Genomic DNA, 1,475 nt, shown 5'->3' with positions numbered 1-1,475 from the left:
AGAGCAAGTTTCTTTGTTCTATGTTAAGATGTTGGTGGCTCATTTTTGGGTCTGATTTGTTTTTGTTAATGATCAGACAGTACCTGATGAGCCTTTCTTTGTCAACTCTTGAGGTTGATGCGTTTCATTTTTGAATTGGCGTTCTAAATAGAAAATGATGCGGCAATCATAACTACAGGAACAAGCTCTCAATTCCTGATATTTTCCCCTGAGACGATGAACCATTAAACTAGGCGCAAACATATCCTCTTGCATTAGCTTCAGTGTTTGCTCGACTTGTTTCCGCAACCGCGCATTGCGTCTAACAAACTTTTTCAGCGATCGCTTAAATCGTCTTCAGAATCCTCCAAATAACGATCTAACTCCGCGATTGCATCTTCTACCGTCATCGGTTGGAGATTACCAGTCCGATACTCTTTCAAACCCTCCTGACATTCTCTCAAAAACTCCTGTCTTCTTATCTCCACACATCGCTTTTTAACAATCTCGATTAAGATATCTTGTTGTTCCCTTGGTAATTGACTAACCAACTCCAGCGCGTTTTCAAAGGTAATCATATTGAACTCCCTTGTTAAATTTAATGCGATAACAGTCTGATTTAAGTACGAAGATCTGATCAATGACATGATTTTTCCCCTCGCTAACCTGACATTAGAGGAATCTTTGATAAACGTTTCCTAATCCAATCAGCTAATTCTTCCTCTGAGAGCTTACCAACAGCAAGATCGATCCATATCTGGTATTTTTCTTGACTAGAAGCTTGAAGATCGTAGCCATTGAGCCTGAGAAAAGTCCTCGTCACTACATAGGCCGTTCTCTTATTCCCATCTACAAAAGGGTGATTCTTGACAATCCCATAAGCTTAGGCTGCTGCCAAAGAAGCCATGTCAGGAGGCGACTCAGAATAAGCCAGAAGATTTTGCGGTCGGGAAAGTGCGCTTTCTAGCAACCCCTCATCTCGAATACCCTCTAATCCACCATGCTCGGCTATTTGGCGGTGATGAATCGCGAGAGCTACCCCATGAGCTATCCAGATTAGCTGGTTCATGAGCCTAAGTTGCCAGCTTTCTCAAAACATTCCAGTCTTCGCGCATCACTTCCTCCGCCACTTCCATTTGCTGAACAAATTCGGGGTCGTAGGGTGTAAGCTCAAAGCCATTCGGCGTTTCCAAGACGTAGAGCATATCGCCTTTACTAAGGCGCAGCTTCTCCACCAACTCTTTCGGGAAAATCACCCCCATAGAGTTCCCTACCGTTGTGACTTTTAACTTAATCATCGTTTTTTGACTGAGTAAATATATCAATTATAGCACCTCCCATATTTCCTGAATTTCGGTTCTTCGGTTTGTCCTATGCAACGGACAGGATTATAAGGAATGAAACTCTTATAGAGAAAGACATTTGGCGATTTTTGTCAATTATTTTCGAGCTAGAGCGAACTAATCAATTAAATCTATTGCCAGATAAGGATTTAG

General features: G+C 41.9%; 2 protein-coding genes and 1 pseudogene. All 3 read right to left on the bottom strand.

Annotated features, from left to right (window positions below; all coding sequences use genetic code 11):
• Positions 1 to 314 precede the first annotated feature (314 nt).
• Positions 315 to 557, bottom strand: coding sequence for a hypothetical protein (locus O9295_RS05525; RefSeq protein ID WP_288032245.1), 243 nt, complete (start codon positions 555 to 557; stop codon positions 315 to 317).
• 83 nt (positions 558 to 640) lie between these two features.
• Positions 641 to 1,048, bottom strand: a pseudogene (locus tag O9295_RS05520) (type II toxin-antitoxin system death-on-curing family toxin).
• Between the two features lie 4 nt (positions 1,049 to 1,052).
• Positions 1,053 to 1,277: an AbrB/MazE/SpoVT family DNA-binding domain-containing protein gene (locus tag O9295_RS05515; RefSeq protein WP_012267820.1), complete on the bottom strand. Its 225-nt coding sequence runs from the start codon at positions 1,275 to 1,277 to the stop codon at positions 1,053 to 1,055.
• Positions 1,278 to 1,475 lie beyond the last annotated feature (198 nt).

This window comes from Microcystis sp. LE18-22.4A (genome assembly GCF_027531105.1).
Classification (GTDB): domain Bacteria; phylum Cyanobacteriota; class Cyanobacteriia; order Cyanobacteriales; family Microcystaceae; genus Microcystis; species Microcystis aeruginosa.
Note: the sequence above shows the minus strand (reverse complement) of the source record. Positions and strands in the feature narration are given on the sequence as shown.

Coding starts and splice junctions, on each gene's coding strand:
- O9295_RS05525 (WP_288032245.1), bottom strand. CDS start 557: ATGATTACCTTTGAAAACGCGCTGGAGTTGGTTAGTCAATTACCAAGG.
- O9295_RS05515 (WP_012267820.1), bottom strand. CDS start 1,277: ATGATTAAGTTAAAAGTCACAACGGTAGGGAACTCTATGGGGGTGATT.